The organism is Mastigocoleus testarum BC008 (assembly GCF_001456025.1).
Lineage (GTDB): Bacteria > Cyanobacteriota > Cyanobacteriia > Cyanobacteriales > Nostocaceae > Mastigocoleus > Mastigocoleus testarum.
In genome coordinates this window covers 51,256-77,900 of record NZ_LMTZ01000115.1, presented here as the reverse complement: position 1 = coordinate 77,900, position 26,645 = coordinate 51,256, and the positions used below count along the sequence as shown (strand labels likewise).

The 26,645-nt window shown below is 37.1% G+C and carries 18 protein-coding genes; 9 read left to right on the top strand and 9 right to left on the bottom strand.

Features of this window, described 5'->3' with window-relative positions:
* Nucleotides 1-174 precede the first annotated feature (174 nt).
* Nucleotides 175-1,449: a glycosyltransferase gene (locus BC008_RS29015; RefSeq protein WP_027845072.1), complete on the top strand. Its 1,275-nt coding sequence runs from the start codon at nt 175-177 to the stop codon at nt 1,447-1,449.
* A gap of 882 nt (nt 1,450-2,331) precedes the next feature.
* Here BC008_RS29015 and BC008_RS29010 read toward each other — a convergent pair.
* From BC008_RS29010 to BC008_RS29000, 3 genes are all read right to left on the bottom strand, one after another.
* Entirely contained in the window at nt 2,332-2,676 is a 345-nt protein-coding gene (locus BC008_RS29010) for a DUF1815 family protein (protein ID WP_027845073.1), read from the bottom strand.
* Between the two features lie 1,304 nt (nt 2,677-3,980).
* The gene (locus BC008_RS29005) at nt 3,981-4,196 is read right to left on the bottom strand and encodes a DUF2839 domain-containing protein (protein WP_027845074.1); all 216 of its coding nucleotides are present in this window, start codon (nt 4,194-4,196) and stop codon (nt 3,981-3,983) included.
* 238 nt (nt 4,197-4,434) lie between these two features.
* Nucleotides 4,435-6,045 (bottom strand): helicase C-terminal domain-containing protein, encoded by a 1,611-nt coding sequence (locus tag BC008_RS29000; protein WP_072207783.1) that lies wholly within the window; start codon nt 6,043-6,045, stop codon nt 4,435-4,437.
* A 274-nt stretch (nt 6,046-6,319) separates the two neighbouring features.
* Between BC008_RS29000 and BC008_RS28995 the strand changes: the two genes are divergently transcribed.
* The 5 genes from BC008_RS28995 (at nt 6,320) to BC008_RS51640 (ending at nt 14,858) form a co-directional block, all read left to right on the top strand.
* Nucleotides 6,320-7,291: a M48 family metallopeptidase gene (locus tag BC008_RS28995; RefSeq protein ID WP_027845076.1), complete on the top strand. Its 972-nt coding sequence runs from the start codon at nt 6,320-6,322 to the stop codon at nt 7,289-7,291.
* Between the two features lie 494 nt (nt 7,292-7,785).
* Nucleotides 7,786-8,214: a hypothetical protein gene (locus tag BC008_RS28990; RefSeq protein WP_027842181.1), complete on the top strand. Its 429-nt coding sequence runs from the start codon at nt 7,786-7,788 to the stop codon at nt 8,212-8,214.
* Between the two features lie 764 nt (nt 8,215-8,978).
* Nucleotides 8,979-10,550, top strand: coding sequence for a VMAP-C domain-containing protein (locus BC008_RS28985; RefSeq protein WP_027842180.1), 1,572 nt, complete (start codon nt 8,979-8,981; stop codon nt 10,548-10,550).
* A 13-nt stretch (nt 10,551-10,563) separates the two neighbouring features.
* Entirely contained in the window at nt 10,564-11,625 is a 1,062-nt protein-coding gene (locus BC008_RS28980; protein ID WP_027842179.1) for an AAA family ATPase, read from the top strand.
* A gap of 17 nt (nt 11,626-11,642) precedes the next feature.
* A complete protein-coding gene (locus BC008_RS51640) occupies nt 11,643-14,858 on the top strand; it encodes an SAV_2336 N-terminal domain-related protein (RefSeq protein ID WP_058184104.1) in 3,216 nt (1,071 codons plus the stop codon).
* Nucleotides 14,859-15,148: 290 nt separating this feature from the next.
* Here the strand turns inward: BC008_RS51640 and radA are convergent, their stop codons facing one another.
* Nucleotides 15,149-16,777 (bottom strand): DNA repair protein RadA, encoded by a 1,629-nt coding sequence (gene radA, locus BC008_RS28970; RefSeq protein WP_082650657.1) that lies wholly within the window; start codon nt 16,775-16,777, stop codon nt 15,149-15,151.
* 169 nt (nt 16,778-16,946) lie between these two features.
* Here radA and rpaB point away from each other — a divergent pair, with 169 nt between their 5' ends.
* The 3 genes from rpaB (at nt 16,947) to BC008_RS28955 (ending at nt 19,385) form a co-directional block, all read left to right on the top strand.
* Entirely contained in the window at nt 16,947-17,675 is a 729-nt protein-coding gene (gene rpaB, locus BC008_RS28965) for a response regulator transcription factor RpaB (protein ID WP_027842178.1), read from the top strand.
* Between the two features lie 420 nt (nt 17,676-18,095).
* The gene (locus BC008_RS28960) at nt 18,096-18,743 is read left to right on the top strand and encodes a cofactor assembly of complex C subunit B (RefSeq protein ID WP_027842177.1); all 648 of its coding nucleotides are present in this window, start codon (nt 18,096-18,098) and stop codon (nt 18,741-18,743) included.
* A gap of 123 nt (nt 18,744-18,866) precedes the next feature.
* Entirely contained in the window at nt 18,867-19,385 is a 519-nt protein-coding gene (locus tag BC008_RS28955; protein ID WP_027842176.1) for a DUF456 domain-containing protein, read from the top strand.
* 277 nt (nt 19,386-19,662) lie between these two features.
* Here the strand turns inward: BC008_RS28955 and BC008_RS28950 are convergent, their stop codons facing one another.
* The 5 genes from BC008_RS28950 to BC008_RS28925 form a co-directional block, all read right to left on the bottom strand.
* Nucleotides 19,663-20,421, bottom strand: a complete 759-nt coding sequence (locus tag BC008_RS28950; protein ID WP_027842175.1) for an LEVG family PEP-CTERM protein — start codon at nt 20,419-20,421, stop codon at nt 19,663-19,665.
* Between the two features lie 642 nt (nt 20,422-21,063).
* A complete protein-coding gene (gene nblB / locus BC008_RS28945; RefSeq protein WP_027842174.1) occupies nt 21,064-21,729 on the bottom strand; it encodes a phycobilisome degradation protein NblB in 666 nt (221 codons plus the stop codon).
* Between the two features lie 113 nt (nt 21,730-21,842).
* Nucleotides 21,843-22,307: a CBS domain-containing protein gene (locus BC008_RS28940; protein ID WP_235595951.1), complete on the bottom strand. Its 465-nt coding sequence runs from the start codon at nt 22,305-22,307 to the stop codon at nt 21,843-21,845.
* A 280-nt stretch (nt 22,308-22,587) separates the two neighbouring features.
* Nucleotides 22,588-23,634 (bottom strand): M42 family metallopeptidase, encoded by a 1,047-nt coding sequence (locus tag BC008_RS28935; RefSeq protein WP_027842172.1) that lies wholly within the window; start codon nt 23,632-23,634, stop codon nt 22,588-22,590.
* Nucleotides 23,635-24,555: 921 nt separating this feature from the next.
* Nucleotides 24,556-26,061, bottom strand: a complete 1,506-nt coding sequence (locus BC008_RS28925) for an S-layer homology domain-containing protein (protein WP_235595952.1) — start codon at nt 26,059-26,061, stop codon at nt 24,556-24,558.
* Nucleotides 26,062-26,645: the final 584 nt, after the last annotated feature.

Genomic DNA, 26,645 nt, shown 5'->3' with positions numbered 1-26,645 from the left:
ATCCGTCTTTAAAACCCTTTCCACTTAGCAATTTCCACTTACCAAATCCTTAGCCTGGAGTAAATAAAAAGTCAAGGGTATTAAAAACAGGATTTGTAATAAATTGCCGAATTGTTGTTTCAGCGCTTGTATTTGAAATTATCTATTAACCCGTTAGGAAATCAATATCATAAAATGACTCACTTTGGCATTATTTGTCCACCAGCGACCGGACATCTCAATCCAATGATTGCTTTGGGAAATGAGCTACACAGACGGGGTCATCGTGTTACAGTGATCGGTGTACTCGATATTCAAGCGATCGTAGTAGCAGCAGGATTAGAATTTTTCCCGATTTTAGAATCTGAGTTTCCCCCAGGTTCAATAACTGAATCTTTCAATAAGTTAGGAAAATTGAATGGTTTGGCAGGATTGCGCTATACCATTGAGTTACTTAAAGAATTATCTGTCTCATTTTTATATCGTGCACCCCAAGCGATTAAAGCTGCTGGGATCGAATTACTGCTGATAGATGAAGCTTTATCTGCAGGAATTACTATTGCGGAACATTTGAATATCCCATTTGTAACTGTATGTTCCAGTCTGCTTCTAAAAGGAGAAGATATTGTACCTCCCTATTTCACAACTTGGGATTACAATCTGGCATGGTGGGCATTGATTCGCAATCAAGTTGGTTATGCTTTTTTGCACAATTTGCTCAAACCAATACAAAAAACAATATCCGATTATCGTCGTGAGTGGAATTTACCGCCATATTCCCACAACTATTCCTCGGAATTAAGATTAGCAACTCTAAGCCAACAACCACCGGAGTTTGAATTTCCCAGACGCCAACTTCCCTCAAATTTTTACTTTACTGGACCATTACATCATCCTAGGACCCGCCAAGATGTTGACTTTCCATTTGAAAAGTTAAGTGGTAGAAGGTTGATTTATGCCTCCCTAGGAACTGTACAAAATCAGATTCAGTATATTTTTTCCTATATTGCTGAAGCTTGCGCTGCGCCAGATGTGCAGCTAGTAATATCTTTGGGTGGTTCTCTGGAACCAGAAGAATTACCAAAGTTACCTGGAAATCCAATAGTTGTAAAATATGCACCTCAACTAGAGTTATTGCAAAAAGCAAGTCTAACAATTACTCATGGGGGAATGAACACAACCTTAGAATCACTGAGTAATGGAGTCCCTTTGGTTGTAATTCCGATTACTAACAGTCAACCGGGTGTAGCCACACGTATTGCTTGGTCTGGAGCAGGTGAATTTATTCCGCTCAATAAATTAACTGTTGCTAATTTAAGAAATACAGTTCAAAGGGTAATGACAGAGGATTTCTACAGGCAAAATGCTGAAAGATTACAAGAAGATATTCAGTACGCTGGCGGTCTAGAAGCTGCTGCAAATATTATTGTTGGGACAACAGCATCCATTAAAAAACTTGTTCGCGCATGAATGATGTACTTTAAGAAAACTGAACTTTCTACTTAATTTAAAGTAAACAAACTTTTTATTGGCTATCGACTTATACCTAGCTCTTGTGGCTATTAACTTTATGTGGCGGTCAAATGATGATGAAAATATCATTTGAATATGAAAAGCGAAAGATGAAGAAAATGGTCTAGTCAAAAAATCTGATTCCAGGATTAAAAATCCTGAAGTCGACAAAATTTAGCAATAATCCTATTAGTGAGAAACTTCCAGTAAATAAATAAAAAATTCTATTGTTTTGGGTGCGGACGCGCTTATTAGCGGTAACGCACCACGAACAGAATTAAGGTATGGAATAATTTTTTTGTTGGTATTCCCTGAAGATTGATGAATCTTATAACATCAAAATCACGAACCGGAAGTTTTTACTTGCGATCAAAGCTGCAATGATAATTCAAATAATCGTAATCTAAAACTTGATGGGTATACTTTTGTTTTGGGGGTAATTTGTTTTGAACGAGCAATGTAAACACAGGAAAGCTGGCTCGAACTAAAAACAATAAAAAATCACAAAATTATCTCAATTCCGACAACAATAGCATTTTTTACTTATGGTAATGAAGTGAAGTAAAATCACTATGACTTCACAAGTGTTTTTGCTGTTTCTGACTAAACAACTATTAACTGAATTTAGGCAATACTTTGAAGTAATACTGAGCCAAGAAATTTACAACTAACCCATTCAAAACTAATTTTTATTGATTAGAGGGTTATGGGTAATAGTTAGTCAATAGTTAATTTTGGTGAAAATTAGCTAGCGAGAGAGCAAACGCAGACTAGGAACTAACTGGCAATTCCCAATGTGCCTTCTAATCACTATCTGAGTATCCAAAAACACACTGGAAGTTAAGTGCGCTTAGCAAGAGTTTTGTGGTTTTTTGGGGTTCCTACAAAGTTCTTAACGATATTAGCAAGTTCTTGCAGTTGATTAACTGCTTCAGCACCCTCTAATTTCATTAATTCGCGATCATCACGCATTTCGGTCCAAGTAATACCGTAGTCCGATACCAGAAACCTGATTAAGTGATTCTCGCCTAAACTGACCATAAAAGACGCACTATTCATCTGGTCGCCACAGGTGTAGCAGGACGCAGGATATCCACGTCGCTCCAGAACGATAGCTAGGGCTTGTAAGTTCATTACAAGGTCTTGAACAAATTGTCGATGTTGTTGTGCTAGTCTCAGAAACACGTTTGTCCTCCAGACACCACTGTGTTTTTAGTCTGTTTTATATTTTCTTTAGATTTTCTCATGAACTGGTATTGTAAACTATTCATTACAATTTCCAGATAAATATAGAGAACGAAGAAGTTTAGTTACTACCTAGATTAAAGTAGTTCATTACTTGTCTTGCTTCCGTATCAAACTATTCACTTTGCGAGTTTAAACTATCAGACAGAATTTAAAGAATTAATTTTTTCTTCACATCAGTCTGTACGCTCATGTTTTTGTTTAATACATTCCGCTTCAAGAGTAGCTTATATTCGGTGCAAGTCAAGCATGTAAAAAGTACATATATGACTTAAAGTGCCGATTTAATCAAGAACATCTTGCAAATCATAATTCAAACGCATGCTTGCTTCTATTTAAGAGCAATTCAGATATTGAATTATCATTTCGGGACGTTATTACTACTCGATTGTCTCTTGAACTTGGGTGCGTATCTTTAGTCTTTTTCTACAACAGTTAATACCATTGAGTGCCTCCATTACTTCCATTTTCTATCAGTTGATAACTAACGAAAGCTTTGGTATGGGCAGGTTAGACTGCAGTTTCCATAGATACACGTTGGTAAAACAGAAAATTTGATTTTGTCTAACTTACCAACGACGATAGCTAAATACATTGTAAGTGTGTTGCCATTTCGGCAGGATTTCTTTGCAATTTGTAAAAATGTAATTATTGAGACATTTTTGTAACTCTTTGCGAGAAATAGAGGTCTATAAGTTTCAGAATAAACCAAAATTTAATACAAGTATATTTAAGCCTGATCCCAAGTAAAGCCTATCTGTGCAATCAAAATTCATTAAAGTTAACAGAATGTGTAATATAAATCACTATTTTGTCTCAATGTTAATAAAGTTTGCACTACACTTAGGTATTTACTTTTCATTAGCCATTGAGTAGTAGCTAATCTTTTATTTAGATCCATAGACTTGGAATGACTTTAGTGAAGTTTTCCAAAGATATACTTTGAAATTTTGGGAAGGAAAAAGTTGTGATTTTTACATTTTCCTAAACATTCGCTTGGTGAATGTTGTGGTGTGTTTTTGCATTGATGGTTCTTATATAAAGTTATTCCAAATTTTTCGGGAACAATAACTCTCTCATATTCGAAGGGTCAAAAGCAACTAAAAAGTTTACTCCTGACCCTTGATGTTTTTGAATTAATCTTGAAAGTATTTCTAGAATGTCGAATTCACAAGTATTTTCATCGATTGGTTAGTCACAAATTACAAATAATCAAGATTTTATTTCAAAGCGAAACATTGAAACTAATCGGCTAACTGCCACCAACCAAAAGCTGGACCAATAAAACGAATTGTCACCCAGCCAATGACCATCAAGATAATACCCAGCCAAGCACCACGAGTTGTCCATTCGACAAATAGATTAGCTTGAGTTTTCGTAATGGGAACCCAAGGTAAAATTCTTGCCTCTTGTCCGTATTGTTCTCCTAACGCCTCTCGGCGACGCTTTGCTTCACCCATAACTTATTGCTTCCAGTAAAAGGCTTTATGGGGATGATAGCATTTGGGGATTGGGAATTGGCGTCACGCTTCCGCTAAGAGCCATAAGCACTGCGTGCCGCCTTGCGGCATATGGTGTTAGTGTTGCATTGTGCAACAGCTTCATATTGGCAGTTAGAAAAAATATCGATGATTTCCAGTCACTAATACCCAGTCGCCAGTCGTCAGTCCCTAGTCGCCAGTTGCCAGTCACCAGTCCCTAATCCCCAATCTCCTCTTGTCTAGAAAACAAGCTCGGATCGAGATAATTGACGCGTGCTAAGGGACTGAGTACAGATAAAACATCAGCCCCGTAACTACGGTTGATTACGCGGCTATCCAGTAAAGCTACAATGCCTTGATTTTCTCTAACTGGCGCGATCGCTCTTTGTAATTCTTTTAGAGCTGTTGGTAGTAAATATAGGCGAAACCAATCTTGATGTCTTTTTTTGTAGTAGGTAACTCTACCAGCAACTAAAGGATTTTCTAATGATGGTAAAGGTAAAGTTGCAATAATTAGTAATTCCGGTGCAGGTAAAACACTTTGATGTTCGCGCCAAAACTCCCAGCCACTGACTAAAACCCCATTTTCTTCTAAACAGGTTTTTTCTACCTGCACTCGGGAACCAAATTCAGAGGCTAGGATTGTTCCCACTTGCGATTTTAAAGGCACATCTCCCACCAGTATGACCGTTAAACCCGGTGATGTTGCGCTTAAACATAGCAGGGTACGAACCTTATTGATAAATCCTCCTTGAAACTCGGGAGTGTTGGGTAAAGGAAACTGTAATGGTATGTACAGTTGAATTGCTTCTGTTTGACTATCTGAGGAAAATTTCAAGCAAGTTAAATCGCCCAAACCCATACGCTGACGAAATATTGGAGCTTCCGTTTCTGCTTCTACGGCACTACCAATCAAAACTACTGGTTGCCGTTCCCAAATTTCTGAAAGGACATTAGCAGGTTCCACGGGGGCACTATGCAAAGAAAATGACCCCTGACGACGAGTAATATTTGCCCAAACTAGAGGCGAAACAAATTTTTTGGGTTGTAGATTATTTACTTGTAAGTTATTCGCTTGTAGATTATTGGTTTGTAGATTATTGGTTTGCACTTCTTGCTGTTGATAGTGCTGATAAAAGTTTCTCCAAGTATCCGGTAAATTATCTAGATTTAAAACTGAAAATAATCGAATTAAAGTTTCTTCTTCTCTGGGAGAAATCAAGTAACATTCGTGGGGATTAACCGGATGTTGGAATAATTCTCGGGTGAGTTCTATTCTTGCCGAACGAATTCTGTCTACTTGCTTGGGACAAGCCAGCATTAATTCTTCCCAATCTTGCGCTGTTAAGCTGACGGTCAACTGTTCGGTTACCCAATCTTCTAGATCGTCGACCCCGTCAATAATTGTGGGAATATTTTTGGGAAATGCTTCTTTGTTAGTTAATTGTGCGGCTAGCCAAGCTTGAGGGGAGGTGACAAATAATCCTTGAAAGTCTCTGTTGGGGAAGGTATCACCTGTCCTAATTGATTTATCAATTTTTAGCCACTCCTGCAGGCGGGGAATTTCTACTCGTAATAGACGTTGTTGTACACAGGGTGTAGCAACAATAATCACCGGACCTTGCCACATTAATGCCGAAGCGACAAAACTGGTCCGATAACGCCCTTGAAATCCACAAGCCGCACCGACTTGAATTAAGGCGCTTCTGCCTACTCGCAATGCACGTGCGACCAATCTAGCCATCGTCAAGTGATGAGGCCAGGAAGGGAAACCCGCTTGCGATCGCAGGAAGTTATGTAGTGATAAGTGAACTTCTGCTTCAATCACGCGCTTTTAATTCCATACAAAGTGACCTTAAGATGCGATTAACCCCTTTCCTATTATGTTGTCAGTGGGAAGACACAGCAGCATTCAGTACTTAATTGTTAAACTACTCAATTGTTAAACTACTCACTCAAATCTTCAAATCAAACACTCAAATTAAACATCCAACATTTTTCCTGATTTTGTCCTGTTAAACTCACTAAAAATGACTCTAGCAGCAAATTTTATAAACAACTGTCAGATTCTATTCATTGATTTATTCCCAACATTGTGAACTATGGCTACTTATACAGGAATTTCTAGCACAGCTTTTCGTCACCCCTTGGATTTGCAAGCAGAGCAAGCCTTAAGAGGTTTACCAGGATTTGACCTAATCGCTAGTAAGTATATGGAATTTTTTGTCGAAAGACCCCAACTAGTTTACTTGATGGGTAATTCCATCCAAGTAGGACCTCGCCAATATTCCACTATTTACCAGATGTTTCGAGAATGCGTGCGAGATTTGGATGTGGATCCAGAACCTACACTGTTTGTTTCCCAAAATCCGACAGCAAATAGTTATGCTCTAGGACAAGAGCATCCTTACATAGTCATTAATACAGGAACTTTAGATTTACTTAATGAAGCAGAAATTAGGACAGTACTTGCCCATGAACTCGGACACATTAAGTGCGGTCATACTATTTTAATTCAAATGGCGATTTGGGCGATGAATGCTGCATCTGCTATCAGTGAAGTAACCTTCGGTTTGGGTAATTTAATTAGCAATACTTTAATCTTTGCTTTCTTTGAGTGGCGGAGAAAAGCTGAGTTATCTGCCGACCGAGCTGCATTGTTGGTTTTGGATGACTTGGATACGGTCATGAACACAATGATGAAAATTTCCGGTGGTAGCATCAAATATGGTCATGAGTGCCATTTGAGAGAATTTCAGAAACAGTCGGAAAATTATCAAGCACTCGATGCTGATGGTCTCAACCAAGTATACAAATTTTTAGTTTATAACGGCGCACAGGGCATGATGCTCAGTCACCCATTCCCTGTAGAACGTTTGCACTATTTACAGGAGTGGTCGAATTCATCTGAATATCAACAAATCAAGAGTGGAAATTATCAAAAATCTTCTTCTGGGGTAAATGTTGATGCAGGAACTCCCAAAAAGAATCAAGAAGTAGAAGATTTGCAGCGACAAATTGAAGAATTACAACAACAGATTGAATCTATGAGAAAGAATAACTCGGATGAATAAGTCAGGAGTCAGAAGTCAGAAGTCAGGAGTCAGGAGTCAGGAGTCAGGAGTTAGGAGTTAGGAGTTAGAAGTTAGAAGTTAGGAGTTATAGCGCTATATTTTGAGAATTTGCATGTTTAAGGTAGCTTTGTAAATTTTATGACTTTCCAAATCACCCTTTGGAAAGTTTTAATCATTCTAGTTTTTGCTTGTGAATAAGAGAATATTTATATTTTTATTGCAAAATATTGAGCCGAGAAAAATTTGTTTGATTAAAGTAATGTTAAACATTTAACCCATCAGATATTAAAGAAAAATTTTTATTTTTTCTAAGGTTGAATATTCCTTGTATTATGAGGTAGAAATAACTTATCCTCAGCATTTCTAAAAGTCAGCGGGGAGTAATAAATAAAGATTTTGGGTCTTAGCTCCAGTTCAGGGGATTAATTTACCTAAGCCCCGACATATTATGCTGTGAATTTATGCCGTGAATTTATGCTGTGAATTATTTAATAATGGCTATCAAAAATACAAAGCGCCTGTCTTTATTGGCTGTAGTTGCTGTGATGATGATTTTTTTTCTGTCACCTGGAATTGCTTGTGCAGCAACGGCTAAAGTTAGTTCTGTTAATGCAACATTTGTTACCGAACAGGTTAAACCAGCAAAACACTCTAATTCTCGCTCAAAAATGAGTTTAACTCCCATGCTCCGTCAACGTATCCAAGGAATTAGACAGCGGAGAAATCGGGATATTCAAGCTATTTTACAACCATCTCAAATTAAGGAACTCAAACATAATTTGCGTTCTGGTGATCGCCTCGATTTGGCTATCAAAAAATTGAACATCACACCAGATCAGCAATATATGATAGAGTCAACGATGCGTATTGCCGATATAAAAATTAAAGCACTTTTATCAAAGTACTCTCTACAAATGGGATAAGTTTTTTGATTTTCAGGTTTATTTTCAGCTTGAGGAAATTAAGTTTGAATAAACCAATTTGAGCAAAAGTATGTTTATAGGCTTTCGCATTCATTAATTCCTAACTTCATTACATATTGCTACAGTTCGGTCGCTCATTTCCTGCGAGAGGTTATGAGCGATTGTTTTTGGAGATTCTTTATACTGCTTGAAAAATGCGATCGCTACTCAAGGGACTCCCAGTTAAAAAATACATCATTCTTAGGGTACAAGTCGGTGCACCCTTACGAGACATTAATGATGGTATTTATATTTTTTTGCAACTCCCTCAGTCTATGTTTTGAGATAAACAATAAGCACATAAATATATCATTTTAAAGATTGACAATTACATAAAAATATCTATACAAACTCAGTAATTACATTGTTTACCACAGATATCTAAAGCATGTGAAGTCTTTTAGGACAGCTATTTGCTATCATATTGAGTACGAGTTTGTGGTGAGTTCAAATTCCGGAAATCACATACAAGAATAGGTCGTTAGATCCGAATGCTTATGACTGTGTTGAGATTTTATCGTCTCATACTACTTCTGATTAATGCTTCTGAAAGTAATAACTCAAATTGCTAATTAATGACTCAATTTTTCTATATCCCTCTAGATCACCTAAAAAAGTGAGTTTTGAACTATTTTCACTTTTTCAAGGAGATTTGGGGAGGGTAAAAACCCAAGAAATTTGTAACTAGCAACTTGGTTAATAAGTAAAACAATTGATATATAGCAATGTCAAATGACGGAACTAAATTATCTGGTCAGGAAATAGGAAGATTAAGAGACGCCATTATTAGTGCTTTTCCAGATAAACCCTCATTAGAGATGATGGTTGCTATTGAGTTAGATGAGAACCTCGATGAAATAGCCGGAGGAAACAATTTTAAAGCAATTGTTTTTAATTTAATAAAAAAATGGGCTGAGCCAAAAGGAAAATTAAAGAATTTAGTTGAAGGTGCATGTAAAGAAAATCCTGGAAATCATGATTTAAAAAGTATAAGAAGAGAATTATTTCCTAAATTATCAGACTCTATTAATCTAAAAAATAAATTTTCTACCATTTCACGTCAGCAATGGAAAGATTTATGTTTGATAATAGCCTATATTGATTTAGCTCTGCTGAAGAATATATGTAGGATAACTTTAGAAAATAATTCAAAATTCCAAGATATATTAGGTAATTTACCGGAACTCATAAAACCAGAAAATTTAGGTATATTCAAAACGATTTTTTTAGATAAGTATCCTAAGAATAATCGAGACATTCCAACTATTATTGAATTTGTAGAACGCTTAACTAAAGAACAAGAAATATCTACAAATATTCGAGAACAGTTAAATTGTTGGCTAAACCTTATAGCTAAAGAATTTGATATTAGTTTACCTTGCTATGAAGTACAAAAATTATCTCAAGGTACCAGAATAAATTCTTATTTACTAGTCACAGTTACTCCTAATAGTAGTGATAAATTTTATCTGCAAGCTGAATTAATTCCTAATTATTTACCAAAAGAAACGAATTCTACATCGATAAAAATAGAAAAAAATAGTAATTTACCTAATATTGAATGTTCCTTGTCAGATATTGTTGATAATATTTATAATTTAATTCGTATTGCAAAAACTCAATATCTTCATAAACATAGATTTTATAACTTAGTTATTGAAGTTTTTTTGCCTTTACAACTTCTCGATGCAAATTTAGATTTAAAAGATATACCGATTGGTTTAAAAGATAAGACAAGACCATTTGGTAGTGAATATAAATTTTTAGTGCGTTCTCTCGACCGTTTTATCAGTCACGATGGCGAATATTTTCACAGATTATATTCGAGATGGGAAAAACTCAATTATTGGATGAAAAATTGCTTATCAGAGAGAGATATAGAAAATAACATTCATCATATATCTCAAGTAGATGATTGTAATTGGGAAGAAATAGAAACAGAATTAGAAATAGAAGAAAAATTGGGCGTCAAAATTACTTGTTGCTTACCTGAAAGTAAGTTTGATAGAGAGGATTTGTTTATTACGATTCTAAGAGGAGGAGTACCAATCTTTTTGTGGACAAGGCGTGGCTTACCAGATATAGAGTATGAAATAAATAAATTATTAGATATTAATTTTTTTAAAGATGAGTTCACTTGGACCGAATTGGTGTGGAAGCTTCGTAAAAGAGCTCATGCGAAACGAGATAAAGAAAACTATTTAGGCTATAATCTAGGATTTTTATGCGACAATCCCCACCGAGTACCTTTTAATTTAACTATCCAAAATCAATATTTAATCGAAACAGGGATGTAAAAACTACATAATTATGGCAGATTGGCGCTTTTTTCATGGAAACGGAAAACAATTAAAAGGGGTAGAAGATAAATTAAAAAATCTTGAACCTCCACCCTGGCGACGTTTTAGCAAGATTGAAGATATTACGGAAGATCGACGTTGGGATCGACTGAAGACATTAGTGGAGGAAAATGATCGAAATAGAAGAAGAGGTGAAAATTTCCGTATTCCTCCTGATGCTACCAATGTAATTAATGCTGTTAATGCTGCAATTTATCTACGCAGACCATTATTAGTTACTGGTAAACCTGGTTCGGGTAAGACATCTTTAGCTTACGCGATCGCTCACGAGTTAAATTTAGGTCCAGTATTGTCTTGGGCGATTACTGCTCGTTCTACTTTGCAAGAAGGACTTTATCGTTACGATGCGATCGCACGATTACAGGATGTTCAGCAAAACGAAAAGCAGGATATAGGTAAGTATATTACTTTGGGCGCTTTAGGAACAGCTTTTTTACCTTCAGCGTTACCAAGGGTTTTACTAATTGATGAAATTGATAAGAGTGATATTAATCTTCCCAACGACTTATTAAATATTTTTGAGGAGGGAGAGTTTCCGATACCAGAGTTAGTAAGACGAGCAAAATCAGTAGAAAAAAATAATTCCGCTTCCAATAATGAATTTACAGTTGAAACTCAAGATCGTGATATTGAAGTTGTAATTAAAGGAGGGAGAATACGCTGTTATTCTTTCCCAGTCATTGTTATGACTAGTAATGGTGAAAGAGATTTTCCTCCGGCTTTTAAACGGCGATGCATACGAGTAAAAATGCCTAATCCTCAAGAAGAAGCACTCAAAGCAATTGTTAAAGCTCATTTTCAAGATGAAGACAAACTTTTTCAAGATGCTGAAGCGAAAATTGATGGATTAATTAAAGATTTTTTGTCAGATAAAGATAAAAATACGGAACGTGCTACAGACCAATTATTGAATACAATTTATTTGCTTACTCGTGATGTTTCTCCAGAGTCAGAAGCAGATGAAAAATCGGTCAAAGATATTTTATTGAAAAGTTTAACCAGTAATGATTGACTTTGGCTTAATTTCCCATGACTAATAAATCATCTGCAACCAATAACCAATTTAATCAATTGATTGCAGCTTTAGGAAAAGATTTAGAATTAACCGGGGAAGAAATCGCCGATATCATTTGGTTTAATCAAAAACGTCAAGAAGTTATAGATACACAAAACAACATATCTTCACAACAGGTAAATCAATCAAGCACCTCAGAAGAATTAAATCCTACTCCCACAAATACCAACACCTCAGAAAAATTAAATTCTAACCCTAGAGATACCGAAACTTCTTTCAAACCTCCTTCTGCAGAAATTTACCCAAAAACTCAAGAAGAAACTCAACAGGAAATTCAAGATCAAACTCAAACATCCTCTAAAACTAAAGCTCTTCCCTTGCGCGTACCGGATGCACCTTCTCTACGCGAACCTTTAACATTAGCGCAAGTGTTAAAACCTTTGATGCATCGGGTGGAATCTGGGAGAAAAACCGTATTAGATGAGACAGCGACCGTCGAGCGTACCGCTGCTGAAGGAATTTGCATTCCCATACTCAAATCTGAACCAGAGCCTTGGTTAGATGTGGCTTTGGTAGTTGACGAAAGCAAATCGATGCTGATTTGGCGACATACAATTTGGGAGTTAAAGCGTTTACTAGAACATTATGGAGTATTTCGGGACGTACGTGCTTGGGGATTAGTCACCAATGAAAACGGACAAATCCATATCCGTCCGGGAATTGGTCAAAATGTAAGCCAACAACGTTTTGCTAGCCCCCGTGAAATTCTAGATCCAAATCGTCGCCGTTTAATTTTGCTGGTGAGTGATTGTGTTGCAGCGACTTGGCGCAATGGTGCTTTAACCCAAGTTTTAAAAGATTGGACAAACACTCAACCAGTAGCGATTATCCAAATGTTACCCGATTGGTTGTGGTTAAAAACAGCTTTGGGTTTGGGTGCTGCGGTTAGTTTGGGAAGTTTGACTGCAGGGGTAGCGAACAAACATTTATTAATCAAACAACTGTTGCTGTGGAAAGATATTAATTTAGATACTGGTATCAAGATTCCTGTTTTAACTTTAGAACCAGATCCAGCTTTGGCTTGGAGTCAGATGCTAGCAGGAAAAAGCGATGCAGTAGCTTCCGGGTTTGTTTTATCTTCAGAAATCAAAATTAATCACAGCAAACAACGACCCCTAACTACTATCCCTCAAGTCAACGCCCAAGAGCGAGTATATCGTTTTCGCATGACAGCTTCACCAATGGCACGTAAATTAGCTGGTTTACTCGCTGCAGCACCAGTAATTAATTTACCTGTAGTGCGCTTAATTCAAGAAACCTTATTACCAAAATCTCGCCAAGCTCATGTTGCAGAAGTATTTCTGGGAGGTTTATTAAAACCTTTAACACCCATTGAAGCAGATACTTTATCCGATACGGTGCAGTATGATTTTATGGATGACGAAATACGGGGTATGTTGCTTGAAGCCGCACCTGTAAAGGATTCAGCAGATGTTTTGGATGCAGTTTCTGAGTATGTCGCAGCGCAGTTAGGTAAGTCTTTGCAAGATTTTGTTGCGCTGTTGAAAGCTCCGGGAGAAGCTGATGATGAAGGCGTTAAACCTTTTGCAGAGGTGACAGCGAAGATTTTGAAGCGGTTGGGTGGAGATTATGCGCTTTTTGCAGAAGAGTTGGAACAGCAGATTACAGATGAAAGTACCTCTGATATAACTGTTACAGTTCCCAACAATCGCCATCTTCTTTGGCAGCAAAAAAATACGAAGATTTATAGCTTGTGTACATCTTACCCTTGGTATTTACCGTTTGATGCTTTAGTTATTCCAGTTTCATATCACACAGGTGAGGAAGAAGTTGTATATTGGTCTGGTGGTAGATTCGCAAATTCATTTTGTAATTTCTTGGGACAGAATCGTATTTTATGTACTGAATCCATAAACAATATTTTTAAGGAAAAGAACCAAACCGAAATCAGCCCTGAGAATCCTCTATTTGTTCCTTTACCTGATGAGATCAACAATCAACTTTTCATTTCAAGCGGTTATCAAGCTAATCGCTTCGCTATTCTGACAACTGTAGAATCTCCCTCTCGTAGTGTTGCTAATACTAATTACGCAGTTGAGTCTGTAATTCGTCTAGCAGCAGAGCAAAGATTAAAGCGTGTATTGCTTCCTTTACTAGGAACAGGTGCTAATAGATTACCTGTTTACCATGTGGCTACAGCGATATTACCAGTAATTAATCAAGTACTGAAAGCTCCTACATCCAATCCTATAGAAGAAATCACGCTTGTATCTGAAAAAGAGATCGCAATTAAAACCATCAACGAAGTAGCGCAAAGTTTATATGTAAACAATGAAGTAGTAGTGAAGTCTAATCGCTGGTCTGATTTTAAATTCGAGGTCGTCACCGTCAACCGTCGTGGAAAAATTATCGATAGAGAAATTCAACAAGCCTCATACTTCATCGAAAACCTTGCCAAAAACATCACCTTAGAAATGGTCGCCATTCGTGGTGGAATTTTTACAATGGGCGCTCCAGAAACAGAAGAAGGTAGCAGGAACTCAGAACGTCCCCAACACGAAGTAACAGTTCCAGATTTTTTCATGGGTAAATATCCAGTAACCCAAGCACAATGGCGTGCTATAGCTGCTCTACCTAAAATTAACCGCGACTTAAAATCAGAACCATCACGTTTTAAAGGTGATAAGCATCCTGTAGAGAGAATATCTTGGTATGATGCGGTTGAATTTTGCGATCGCATAAGCAAATATACAGGTAAACAATATCGTCTTCCCAGTGAAGCAGAATGGGAATATGCTTGTCGTGCAGGCACAACCACACCATTTCATTTTGGCGAAACAATTACATCGGAACTAGCAAATTACAACGCTCAATCCACTTATGGTGCAGGTACAAAGGGTACCTACCGTGGGGAAACAACAGAAGTAGGAACTTTGGGTGGAGCAAATGCCTTTGGATTATACGATATGCACGGGAATGTGTGGGAATGGTGTGAAGACACTTGGCATCGCAATTACGAAGGAGCGCCGACAGATGGAAGTGCGTGGATAGACGGAACTGAGAATAATAATTGTTCTCGTTTATTGCTGCGCGGTGGCTCCTGGTATTTTGCTCCTGAAGGTTGTCGTTGTGCCTATCGCTACAACCACAAGCCGGAGATTGTCTACCACATTAATGGGTTGCGTGTGGTGTGTGGGGTGTTGCCGTAGCTTTCTTCCCGAAGGGTGAGCTCTTTTGTAGCCCTTGACACTTTTACTTTTAGCATTTTACCCTCTGTTCTTTTCTTCTCTGCACCTGGAGAGCGTAACGAAAAAATTAAATTTTTTTTCAAAAATTGGGTTTCTCACTTGTAGGGGCGCACCGATGTGCGCCCACAACATGCCGACGCGCGCTTCCACAGACCGCAAATTATGGAATTTCCGATCAAAAAATATATTACTGATAAGGGCGCACAGCGGTGCGCCCCTACAGGTCACATAGTTATCAGTTTTAGCGATGGCTAAAAACCTATATCCCCCGGTATCTCGTCAACCTCATCCTTCGATATTTGGTCAACTTCCTCCCCCGATATTCGCTTCACTCCATTCTTCGGTACTCGCTTAACTCCATCATCATCAGGTTTCAAATCTTCCTCAGTTACAGTCTGCTGGGGAATTGCAGCAATAATCGCATCTATTACCTTCGCTACAGGTAAAATCTCAATATCTAACTCTGGAAATTTTTGTCCCTTCGGAACGATCGCGCGTTTAAATCCTAGTTTTGCAGCTTCCTTCAGACGTAATTCCATTTGGGATACGGGACGTACCTGTCCTCCTAAACCAACTTCACCAATCAGCACCGTGCTGGAATCAACAATGCGATCGCGGAAACTCGCCACTAATGCGATCGCAACTCCTAAATCGACTGCTGGTTCTTCCACATTTAAACCACCTGCAGATGCAACATAAGAATCTAACTTAGACATGGGAACCCCCACCCGTTTTTCCAGTACCGCCAAAATTTGCACTAAGCGGCTGTAATCTATCCCAGTACTGGAACGCCGAGGAGAAGTATAACTAGTGGGACTTACCAAAGCTTGCAATTCCACAACTATCGGGCGAGTGCCTTCGCAAGCAACTACAATCGCAGTACCTGGCGCTGGATCGTCGCGATTACCAACAAATAATTCGCTCGGGTTGGGAACTTCCCGCAACCCATTAGTGACCATTTCAAAAATGCCTATTTCGTGGGTCGCACCAAAACGATTTTTAACAGTTCTTAACAATCGGTGAGAAGCAAATCTGTCACCTTCAAAATACAGTACCGTATCAACTAAATGTTCTAATACTTTTGGTCCAGCAATAGCTCCCTCTTTAGTTACATGACCTACGATCAACATTGTGATATCTTCATGCTTTGCCACCTTCATTAAAGCTGCAGTACATTCCCGTACCTGAGCGACTGAACCAGGGGCAGAAGTTAGTCCGGGGAAAAACACTGTTTGAATACTATCAATGACAGCTAAATTTGGTCGAAGAGACTCCAATTCCTTGAGGATTTCCTCTAAATTTGTTTCGGGTAATATGTATAAATCTGCTAAACTTTTGGATACCTTTTTATTACCATTTGTATCGTTTGTTTCTTTAGTTTTATTATCTTCTTCGCTAACGACATTTAATACATCAGTAACGCCAAGTCTGGAAGCCCGAAGTTTGACCTGTTGTCCTGACTCTTCCCCAGAAATATATAAGATTCGATATCTCTGCGCTAGTTCATTTGATACTTGCAATAATAAAGTAGATTTACCGATACCTGGATCGCCACCAATGAGTACCATCGAACCAGGTACAACCCCGCCACCAAGAACTCGATCCAGTTCTCCATACCCAGAAGGCCAACGGGTCACTTGACGGTCGCTAATTTGGTCAAATTTTAAAGATGCTCTTGGTTGAGGTGTTTTGACTGCTTTGGTTTTTCCTTGTGAAGAATGCCACGAACCCACACCTCGTGAAGGTAAATCTGTAGATGATTGGATAAGAACTTCTTCTTCTAAGGAATTATACGTACCACAAGCCGGACATTTTCCAAACCATTGAGCAGATTCAGCACCACATTCATTACAAACATAAATTGTTTTTGGCTTAGCCATTTTTATCTAATTAAATAATCTTAATTTTTCATTAAGTTTGCTTACGAGCTTAAATACAATAATGACAGGACTTGCAGATTTTTACGACATAATAATTGGAATGATATCTTAATAGTATGGTAGTAAAAATTAATGTTGAAAAATTTTTCGTGAAGGAGCGTCGAGAAAATTGGAAAGTCATAAGGAAAAAATTTTAGTAGTAGATGATGAAGCCAGTATTCGCCGCATTCTGGAAACTCGTCTTTCGATGATTGGCTATGATGTTGTAACAGCCGGTGATGGTGAGGAAGCTCTAGATACGTTTCACTCTTCTGAGCCAGATTTGGTAGTTTTGGATGTAATGATGCCAAAGCTCGATGGTTATGGTGTATGTCAGGAGCTACGAAAGGAGTCAGATGTTCCCATCATCATGCTTACAGCTTTGGGAGATGTAGCAGACCGGATTACTGGGTTGGAATTAGGCGCGGATGATTACGTTGTTAAGCCATTTTCCCCCAAAGAATTAGAAGCTCGAATTCGCTCGGTATTGCGTCGGGTAGATAAAACCAGTGCTTCAGGAATTCCTAGTTCTGGCGTAATTCATGTTAGTACCATCAAAATCGACACCAACAAACGCCAAGTTTACAAAGGTGACGAGCGCATCCGTTTGACGGGGATGGAATTTAGCTTATTAGAATTGCTAGTAAGTCGTTCTGGCGAAGCTTTTTCCCGTTCCGAAATTTTGCAAGAAGTCTGGGGATACACCCCTGAAAGACACGTTGATACTCGTGTTGTGGACGTACATATATCACGTCTGCGCGCAAAATTAGAGGACGATCCGAGTAACCCAGAATTAATTCTCACTGCGCGGGGAACTGGGTATTTATTTCAGCGAATTATTGAACCAGGGGAGGAGTAAAAATTATTGGAGTTAGGAGTTAAGAATTAAGGATTAAGAATTAAGGGTTAAGAATTAAGAGTTAAGAATTAAGGGTTAAGACTTAAGAATTAGGAGTTAGGGATTAAAGGATTAAGGATTAAAAGTTGATAATTAAGAGTGAAATATTATATTCAGTAGCTCGTAATTGATACTTACAGATTTATAATCCCAAATTCATTATTGTATGATTTATATTTCTAGGTTCGTAATTCTCAGTTCATAATTCTCAATTAATTATTCTCAATTAATTATTCTCAGTTCATAATTCTTTAATTCCATAATTCATAACTCATAATTCTAGAATTCATAACTTTTAACTTTTAACTCTTGACTTTACACTGTTGAATGCTGTAGACGTAACCCTTTGTAAAAAGTCAAAGAGCGTAATTTTTATTAACTATGAGTAAAAACGATCAAAATAAAGTTTTGCGGCGTCTACCCATAGTTGTTGGAGGGCTAGGCGCTACACTTTTATTAATCAATCGTCTATATACACCGACACTAACTGTATCTCAAGCACGGGGAGATGTACTTGGTGTAATTTTAAGTGCAGTTTTAATTTTAACGGGTTTAATTTGGCTGCAAGTACAACCTAGAATCCCAGATGCAGTAGAACTAATTGGTGATGAAGGGTTTGAATTACAAGAAGATTTACCGGAAATAGTTAAAACAGAGCTCGCTTGGGCTTCTCATTTATTGCTGACGAACACAGTTACCTGTTCGATTGTGGTTTTATATCGAAGTCGCGTTCTGTTGCGTCGCGGTGTTTTGGGTCCCTCTTCAGAAGTTAATCCAGGAGCAATTTTAAAAAGAACCCTAGAAAAGGAAAAACCTATTTATTTAGTTGATTTAAAAGTGTATCCGGGTAGGGTTGAATTTGATTATTTACCACCCAATACTCAAGGTGTCATTTGTCAACCAATCGGTTCTGATGGTGCATTAATCTTAGGTGCAAATGCTCCTCGCAGTTATACCAAGCAGGATGAAAACTGGATTACCGGAATTGCGAACAAATTAGCTGTTACCCTAAGTGATATCAATAGTTAATAGTTGACTGTTACCAATTACCATATGCCGCTTGCGGCGGCACGCAGTGCTATTACCAATTACCAATTACCCATTAGCTATTACCTATTACCTATTACCTATTACCACTTAAAAAATATGCAAATTCAAATTATATATTGGTTGTTAATAGCCTTGATGATGGTAGGAATTATCGGTGCGGTTGTTCCCGGTATACCTGGAATCAGCTTAATTTTAGTTGCGGTGATTATTTGGGGAATTGTTAAAGGCTCCTTTGCTGCGATCGAAGTACCTGTAATAGTTACAGGTGTAGTGTTACTTATAGGTACAGCAGTAGATTTTTTAGCTGGTTACCTGGGTGCAAAAAAAGCCGGTGCTAGTAAGTGGGGACAAATTGGTTCATTCGTTGGTTTGCTGCTGGGGTTTTTTGGTTTACTCCCAACTTTACCAGTCGGTGGACCATTGCTCGGAATGCTAATCGGTCCTTTGTTAGGTGCAATTATTGGTGAATTTATTTATCAACGTAAATTACTAGTAGCTTTAAAAGCTGGAATTGGTATTTTCGTTGGGACTCTAGTAGGAAATGTGATTCAGGGAATATTAGGAATTACAGCAGTTGTGATTTTTGTTTGGACGACTTGGTCTCAGGTTTTTGGTACATGAGGCTTTTTCTTATGATTAGCTTAGTTTGAGTAGATTGGTTTAAATAAAAATAAAAAAAAAGTAGATAAAGTAACTAATTACTGTCTTAGTTACATTATCTACTTGACACAAAACTGAAGAGAAGAGAAGAGAAAAAGAAATTTAAAATACGAAATTAAATAGATACAACACCCTGATGATTTATATAAAGCTAAATTAAAAACCTGTTAAAAATGCACTTATCTGATAGGGTATTTTCTCTATATTTATTGTCCCAAGAGAAGAAAATTAGCAATATTTAAGCAGTTTTAGAAGAGTTGTTGTGTTTTCTTCTTAAACCAAACATACCTGCTATAGCTAAAGCTCCAATACTTAAAACAGTTCCTGGTTCGGGTACGCTAACTTGTAAATTAACACCATCACCAGTACTGGAAAATTTAGTGCTATTGTCACCGGGGTTACCCAATTGGACGACGAAAGAATCTACATTATTTAAAACAAGATATTGAGTCTCATCATCACCAGCAGCAGGAAGAAATATAGGCTGAGAATTACTATCACCATTCACCTGAAGAATGCCAGTAAATGGAGATTCTTCTACATCTAAAAATGATAATTTAACTTCATTAGCTGTTTGGGCAAAATTAAATTCAAAAACCCCATATTCTAAGCGACCATTTTCAATGACATTATTGTTATTATCATAAGCAACAGGGCGGAACCAAAAAGCATCAGTTTGGGGATTTGTACCTTCATCCGTCTGATTAAAATTAATTTCTAAACCCCAAGTATTAGTTGTACTTTTTTTATCTGAGAAAAGTCTACTGAATCCATAGTTATCATTACTTACTGGATCTTTACTAGTAACTGTATAACCTAAGGATGTTGTATTGATACAATCCGCATTATCCACAATACAAGACATATTGGTAAGTTCAATCTCACCTTCTCTTTGTGGAACTAAGTTCATAGCTTTAGCTGCAGACATAGAGCCTAAAACACTTAATCCAGCAGTAGATACAACTAATGTCTTGACCAATAAGCTTAACTTTCGCATAATCCAAACCTTTTATTAAAGCAATTGATGTGATTTAAAAATTTGCTTGTTTTCTCTTAAGCATGTTTGTATCTTATTTCTATCTCCGTAATTATGTCATCAAAAAAATCTAGTATTTATTGCATCTTGATTTGAAAAACAATTTTGGGAAAATTACTGATAACGAAACCTACAAATGATACAAATTTATGTTAAAAACATGTGTTATTTTCATAAATAAAGAGATATTTATCTGGAATGCAAATATCTTCTTTAAGTATGAGAATTTATTCGATAAAAAATATATAAATCAATGAAAAGTTTTTATTTTAATTTTTAGAGTTACAGGTTATCGACCAACAAAACATAGCTTTATCTATAAAATACAAGTAAAATTTTCCCATTTTGAAAGGAAATATGTTAGCGGGAAATATGTAATATATTTAGGGTAATTTTCTATTTAGGATAATTTTCGTTTACTATCTTTTCAGTAGATGAAATACAAGATTTGATTTGATAGCAAAGGCAAGGGAAAATATGTACCTATCTTCGACCTTAGTGATTCAATAAAATTACTAGAGACGTACTACTATTGATGTCATCCATACATAGTGACAATGTACGTCTCTGCAGAAAATATATTTGTTAAAAACTGGTTTTTATTCAAGAATCAGTTAGACATCTTTTTGCTTCTTTCGCCACAGCTTCTTCCGTATCATTTGCCAAAGTCTCTATAATTGACTTTGCTTCTTCTCCTCCCAGTCTGCTCAAAGCTTGTGCAACTCGATAACGAATTTGCCAATCAGAATTACTAGCATAGGGTGCTAATAAAGGTACAGCTTCTACATTTCCTAATTCTCCAAAAGAACTAATCGCTGCTGTTTGCACCAATTCATTATCAGAAGCGAGAGCTTGGGTAAGTAAATCAAAAGCTTTGGGATCTCCCATTTCTCCCAATGCTGCAATAATACTAAATTGAATAATCCACTCATTAGTTTTTTGGTACATCTGTTGCAAATCGTCAAAGGCTTCGTGCAACTTTAAAGCACCCAAACAATCAGCAGCAGCAGCTTGAACGTCTATTTCCGAATCATTAAGTAAGCGATCGCGTAAAATCTGCAAGGACAAATCTAAATCTTGTCCGCCAAATGTATCAAGTTGACTAATTGCTGAATAACGTACCCGAGAATTAGGATCGCCAATAGCACCTTGAAGTAATTCAAAAGCAATAGCTGGCTCAAGATGACGAATCTGATTAACTCCACGAAGACGATCGCCCAAATCTTCGGAGTTCAATAATTGTTTAACAGATTCAGGATTTATAGTCATTTGTTATTTTTCCTTTATTATTTGTCACTTGCTATTTTTCATTTGTCACTTGTTTTTTGAATGGCGATCGATTAATTACCAATTACAAATTAACAGTGACAAACGCTCGATAATTAATCTTGTTCAGCAGCCATTGCTCGCACTATATCACCTCTGGTGAGTATCCCAATTACTTGACCTTCAGTATCAACTACTGGTAGGCGTTGAACCTTGCGATCGCGCATAATTTTTGCTGCATCCCTAAGAGGTTTATCTGGAGTAGTGCTAATAGCTTTATCATTCATTACTTCACCAACTGTTTGTCCGAGTGACTTATGTAAATCGCGCTCAAAGGTAGCTGGATTTTTTAAATAAATTACACTGTCAAGAAACATAATATATGCCGGAGGTGTGACACCTGTTTCTTGCCACATCAAGTCCGTCTCCGAAATAATACCTACTAAATTTCCAGCATTATCTACTACAGGCAGCCCACTAATACGTCGTTCTGCTAAGGTTTTAATTGCTTCGGTCAATGGAGTTTCACGTTGAACAACAATTGGATCGCGGGTCATTACATCGGCAACGGTTTTAGGCATTTGTTTAAATTAGTTCTTAGTTCAAGTTTGCTGGAATCATTGTAGAAAATTGCGACTCAATAGCCGATACCTTTAATAGATTGTTACTTATTTCAGGAAACAGTGAACAGTTATCAACGATGAACTCTAAGTGTTACTTAGGCTGTAGGTATGTAGACAGCTGCGTAAGCAGCTTAGCTAGCTGTCAACTGGAACTCGTAGGGGCGCAATATTAACCATAAACTGTTAACTGTTAACTGGTAACTGTAGTCCGTAAGGGCGTGGCGTCAGCCATAAACTGTCAACTATCAAATTCTGTTTCGCAAAAGACTTTTAGTAATTTGATGCAATTAGCGATCGCACCTAAATGAGCAATTTCATAGCCGTGGGTATTTTGGGTGGGAAAAGCCAAACAAGCTCCACGAGGAATATGACCAAATTTCATAGCGATCGATGCGTCGGAGCCAAAACCACTCAATGTTGCTAGTTGGATCGGCATATTTACTTGTTGTGCTGAAGACCGCAACTGTGCATTGAGAGTATCATCGTAAACACCATAGCCATCTTGAAACAAGATTACAGGTTTTTCGCCATCTTCAATGGGATACTCTGGAGCAAGAGGACAAATTTCTAAAGCAATTAGAGCATCCAAACACTGGTTCTGACTGAAATACATTGCCCCAATTGCTCCAACTTCTTCTTTCGCTGATGCAACTAAATAAATGTCTACTGCTGGTTTTTTTACCTGTTCTGCCAAAGCTAGTAAAATTGCAATTGATGCTTTGTTATCCAAGGTATAACTGGCGATGTAATCTTTTAATCTCACCGGAGATTTACGATGTTTGCCAACGACAACTTTAGTCCCTGGATGAATTCCCGCAGCTTCTAATTCTGCAACCGTACATTTAGTTTCAATCCAAGCATTTTCCCACTTCAGCGCACTATTTTCCTGTTGTACTTTTTGTGGAGATTCATGGGAAACATGACGAGAACCAAAACTGAGGATACCACTGATGGTTTCCTTATCTCCGAGCAAATCCACAACACCTTCACCATAAACCCATGGGAATGAACCCCCTAACCTACGAACTTCAATTTGTCCTTTCTTAGTAATATTTTTAACTATAGCCCCAATTTCATCTTTGTGAGCCGTAATTGCAACTGCTCGATCTGAATTTTTCCCGGGAATTTTGGCGATAATGTTATCGGCGCGATCGCGCCATGCTTTAATTCCCAATGTATCAAATCTCTCCATCAAGAATTGGTTAATTTCTTTTTCTGCACCACTGGGAGAATGGTGCATCACTAGTTCTTCAATAATGTTGAATAAATCTTGGTAATTGTGCATCAATTGAATGCAAGACTATGAACAAACGCTTTAGATTTTACAGAGCTTATATTAGGGCTGAGACAAATAACATTTAAAGCTTCTTTTTTCGATACTGTACTTATATACTCAGAATAGAGTGTATAATTTATTCTTTTAATACGTAACTAAGTGATTGATACGCTAGTAATCTGAAAACGATATATTATCCATATTTGGTTATTAATTAGTATATTTTCATCACATTTATCAAATAAGCAATTAAACCTTCCGGCAAATATTTATTGAATACTTTTATCTCGAAAAAAGTCTACACTAATTTGTTTTACAGCTTTGTAAAAAGTGTGCTGTAATTTTATAATGCCATTTTTATTTATAAGTTTATATATCGAGGTTTTTTCTATTTTGAATGATTACTTTTTAATTACGTAAATGTTTCTATAAATATGATTTTATATGAAAATAAGGGATTGTTCCTTTGTTTTTATATGTACATTTTATCCCTGCAAAATTTTTATTCTCGCTACTGAAAATAGATAATGCTTATATTGTCTGGCTAAGTAGTTTTCTGATTTCTATTTTTATTATGCAATCAGTAAAATATCTGAATCAATTTATTACTAACTACTTTAACGAATTTTATACTTAGATAATCTTATTGAATTTAGTAATTTTTATCCCAATTCTGTTTCATAATTTAGCCGTAGTTCAATATCTGGAATTAGGGACTGGAATTTTATTTACCAACAACTATCAAGTGTTACCAAGACTACTAGCAAATAGGAATGACAATAAAGCGAGAGCGCAAAAAAAGAAAAATTTCACGATCGCATACAAGCTTGAACTAGCTTTCAAAAATACAAATTTGTCATAGTCACTAAAAACAAACTTCGGTACTATTTAGGATACAAGAAAGTAAGTGTATTGTATCCGACCGCTTCCTTATGGTGTTGAGTTCAAAGCCAGAGCATCTCGTGCTGAGACTCCTTCACCTTCGGTCCCGAAATACCATAAAGCAGAAGCAGCTTCCGCACGGGTCACTGGTTTTTTTGGTTGGAACAAAGTAGTGTAGCCAAAAACCCGACGAATATTAGCTTTGTCGCCATTTTGGAAATCTGCTAACACTGCTCGCAAAGCCCTGGAACTGATTTTTGCTGAATCTTGGAAACCCCATGTTTGTTTTACACTTTCCAAACTTGCGGTTGGTAGAGCCTGACGCACGTCTAAAGGTACTTTCCACAAAATTAGTTGCTCCCGGTTCAGAGGTGAATTGGGCTGGAAAAGCACTTGTGTCGAATCACCTGATAACGAACTGGGAATAATACCTGCTTCTGCTAATCCTTGGATTACGCCAAAATCTGGGTCGGTTTTTGAAACGTCTCTAAAGACTGGTTTAGTACTTGCTGAAGCTAACCGAATTTGTTTTGTTGGGTCATTACCATGCATCTTATTGTAGGCGGTTATTAACCATCTTGCATATTCGCGACGGGTAATATTTTTTGCTGGTTCAAATTTATTGATATTGGGATTGCTTACAGTAGAATTATCTGCAGCAGAATTAGGAGTACTTTTATTTTGTTCGGAGCCAATATCGAAGTTTATTGTTAAAACCCCCAATTTTGCCAGGTCTTGAATTTTTTCTTGTTGTTGTGGTGGGATTTTATCGACGTCGTTAAAATTTTGCCTTGCTTTGGTTGCAGACCCACTGCTATTTTCCGAGTTTTTATTTTTCAAATTTTCCGAAGATTCAGAGGTCCCAGCATTATTTGCGACTGATCCAATAAAGTCTGCAGAACCGGGGGGGTTAGGTGAGTTTTCACGATTGCGATCAGGATTATTTTGTGTTGTTAATTTCCCGCCATTTATGTTTTCAACTAATAACTCAATATTTGTTTGTATTGGACTAGTTGGTATTTGATCAGTTGGTGTTTGATTAGCTTGTGTTTGATTGGTTTGTGGTTTTTGAGCTTGGGTGTTGTTTACTGACTTGGGTTGGATGGAAATTTTGACTTGAGTGTCATTAAGCTGCGCAGCAATAATTCTTGGCGTTTCATCTTTTGATTTTTGCAAAATTTTCCAACCATTTTGCTGTAATTGCTTGATGTAAAAATTACTAACAATATTACTGGGGTCAGAGCTATGCCAGCGAGTTGATAATCTTGATGTAGGACCTTCAGTTGAACTAGCTTCCTCAAGAATTGCATTCGGATACTTCAGTTTTGCGGGAAAACCAACTGGTAGCTTAGAAGATATTTGATTGGGCTGTTTGCTTTTAGACTGTTTACTTTCGTCGCTGACTGGTTTCGCTGCAAAAATATTGGGTTTATCTTTAAGCTTAGGGTCAGGAGCCAAAGATTTTTCGACAAAACTATTCGCACAACCGCTCAGGGAGGTTAATAAAATTGCCAAACTAAGAAAAATAACAGAACGAATATACAGAAATAACACTGAAAATCACATAACTCGTGCCAATACCTAAGCTAGCGCAGATTGATTAACTTTTGAGTGACCATTTGTAACTTCATAGTGATAGCTCTCTCTATTACAAATATCATCTACAAATTTCATTACTCCATCGCCAGGATACCAACTTTAAACTTTTTCCAAATTAAAAAATGCGTCGATTAATAACCGCATTATCTTCAATGATAAATTAATACTGCTGGCAAAAAAATTTCCCTATTTATGACACCATTTAAGAGTACTTATTATTGACCCCAAACAGGTCATGGGAGCCAGAGAACCACAATTAATCGCGGGAGTCTTCAAGAAGTGATAACATAGAATTAAAACTATTATTAGCTTCACTCAAGGCGAGAATCCACAGTGTCTTACGATCCTGTATTCCAATTAATATTGAAGCTTCAAAGCGTTGCTGTTGGTAAATTTAATGCGGCAATATACACACCATAATAATCCATCGAGGAGATAATATTCCAAACTCGCTGGACTTACTAATAATTGTTTCTGAACAATTACGATCTTTAGGTCTAAAAATGAGCAATGTATTTAAGTTCAGACTAAATGGACTA